At 74.6% G+C, this 1,781-nt stretch carries 3 protein-coding genes; 2 read left to right on the forward strand and 1 reads right to left on the reverse strand.

All coding sequences use genetic code 11. The annotated features are described in order from the left end of the window. A partial coding sequence (locus B7767_RS13080) for an alpha/beta fold hydrolase (protein WP_085572338.1) occupies positions 1 to 706 on the reverse strand: 706 nt, incomplete at its 3' end. A 182-nt stretch (positions 707 to 888) separates the two neighbouring features. On the opposite strand from B7767_RS13080, the gene B7767_RS13085 reads away from it, so the two are divergent. Together B7767_RS13085 and B7767_RS13090 are read left to right on the forward strand one after the other, a co-directional pair. Continuing rightward, positions 889 to 1,377: a TetR/AcrR family transcriptional regulator gene (locus B7767_RS13085; RefSeq protein ID WP_085572340.1), complete on the forward strand. Its 489-nt coding sequence runs from the start codon at positions 889 to 891 to the stop codon at positions 1,375 to 1,377. Positions 1,378 to 1,379: 2 nt separating this feature from the next. Further along, the gene (locus B7767_RS13090; RefSeq protein WP_085572339.1) at positions 1,380 to 1,745 is read left to right on the forward strand and encodes a hypothetical protein; all 366 of its coding nucleotides are present in this window, start codon (positions 1,380 to 1,382) and stop codon (positions 1,743 to 1,745) included. Positions 1,746 to 1,781 lie beyond the last annotated feature (36 nt).

Raw genomic sequence — 1,781 nt, forward strand, 5'->3', positions numbered from 1 at the left:
CGTCCAGCTCACCGGAGACGACGAGGACGGGCGCGTCCAGCCCGGTCAGCACCGCGCGGGCGGCGCCCGCGCCGTCGAAGGCCCCCGGAGCCAGGTAGGCGGCCGCCGCCTCCTCGTCGAACCACTCCGCGCACGCGGCGGCGTGCGTGCGCGCGGCGGTGTCCCAGCGGCCGTAGGACAGGCGGTCGAGCAGCGCGAAGTCCGCGTCGTCCGCCTCCCCGGACACGGCCCGCTCGAAGGCCGGCCGGACGTCCTCGTACCAGGGCTCGTCACGACGCAGCTCCAGCGCCTCGCGGCGCCGCTCGACGGGGAAGTCGATCCCGGCGGTGCGCGCCCGCGCGCAGACCAGGACGAGCGAGCGCACCCGCTCCGGGTACCGGGCCGCGTAGGCCAGCACGAGGTCGCCGGAGGCCGAATGGCCGAGGAGGTCCAACCGCTCCGGGCCGAGGGCGGCACGGAGCGCCTCGATGTCCTCGGCCTGCCGGTCCACGCGGAAGCCCGCGAGGTCGGCGGGCCTGGCCGAGTCCCCCGTGCCGCGCAGGTCCAGCAGCACCAGCTCCCGCCGTGCGGCCAGCCCGCCGAGGTCGCCGAAGTAGGCGGAGGGCGTCATCGGGCCGCCGGGGACGCAGACGAGCGGCTGATCACCCCCGGAGCCCTTGCGGTGGTAGGCGAGTCGGGTCCCGTCGGGAGCGTCGAAAGTCGGCATGCGCCGGATACTCGCAGGCGGGGCGGTGATCCGCCACGCCATTTGCCGATCACTCACGGGCGGGGGCCCGCGCCGGCGCGTGGAGGCGGCAGCCGCCGTCGGGCCACTGCGCGCGGGGGCGCGCGGTGGTTTGAGAACGTTCGTTCTTGACTGATCGTTCTCAAACGCCTAGGGTCATGGACATGGGACGACCTCGCACCTTCGACACCGACCGGGCCGTCGAGTCCGCGGCCGCCCTCTTCGCCACCCACGGCTACGAGGGCACCTCCGTGGACGACCTGGTCACCGCCACCGGTATCCACCGGGGCAGTCTCTACAAGGTGTTCGGCTCCAAGCGGAGCCTGCACCTGGCCGCCCTCCGCAACCACCTCGACCACGAGATCCACCCGGCCGCCGCCGTCATCGCCGGCCTCACCGACCCGGAGCAGGCGCTGACGACGGCCATCGCCTCGTACGACAACGGCCCGGCCGCCGGACTCCTCCTGCTCGCCGCCGCCGAACGCGCCCCCCACGACCGGGAGGTCGCCGCCCTGGTCGCGGAAGGCGTCACCGCGCTGGAGGACGCCCTGCGCCCCTCCCACGGCGACGCCGCCCCCCGGCTCGCCTCCACCGTCCTCGGCGCCCGCCTGCGGCTGCGCGCCTCCCGGCCGACCGCCTCCAAGGAGCACTGACCATGGCCCTGATCTCCGTCGACCGCGAACGCAACCTGCTGACCGTCGAGTTCCAGGGCCTCGGCAAACTCTGGACGCTCAAGAGCCGCCTGGAGATCCCCCTCGCCCATGTGCGCGGCGCCACCCACGATCCCGGGATGGCCCGCGAGCCGAAGGGCATACGGGTCGGCGGCACCCACGTCCCGGGCGTCATCACCGCCGGCCGCTTCCGGCGTGACGGGGAGCGCCTGTTCTGGGACGTGAAGAACCCGGACAAGGCCGTCGTCGTCGAGCTGGCCGACGCCGAGACCTACGACCGCCTCGTCATCGAGGTCGACGACCCCCGCGCCACCGTCGCCCTCATCGAGCGGTCCGTCACCCGCGACTGAGGCGCGGCCCCGTGCCGGTCAGGTGTCCTGCGGGCG

Origin of the sequence: Streptomyces sp. 13-12-16 (assembly GCF_002114215.1) — a bacterium.
Taxonomy (GTDB): Bacteria; Actinomycetota; Actinomycetes; order Streptomycetales; family Streptomycetaceae; genus Streptomyces.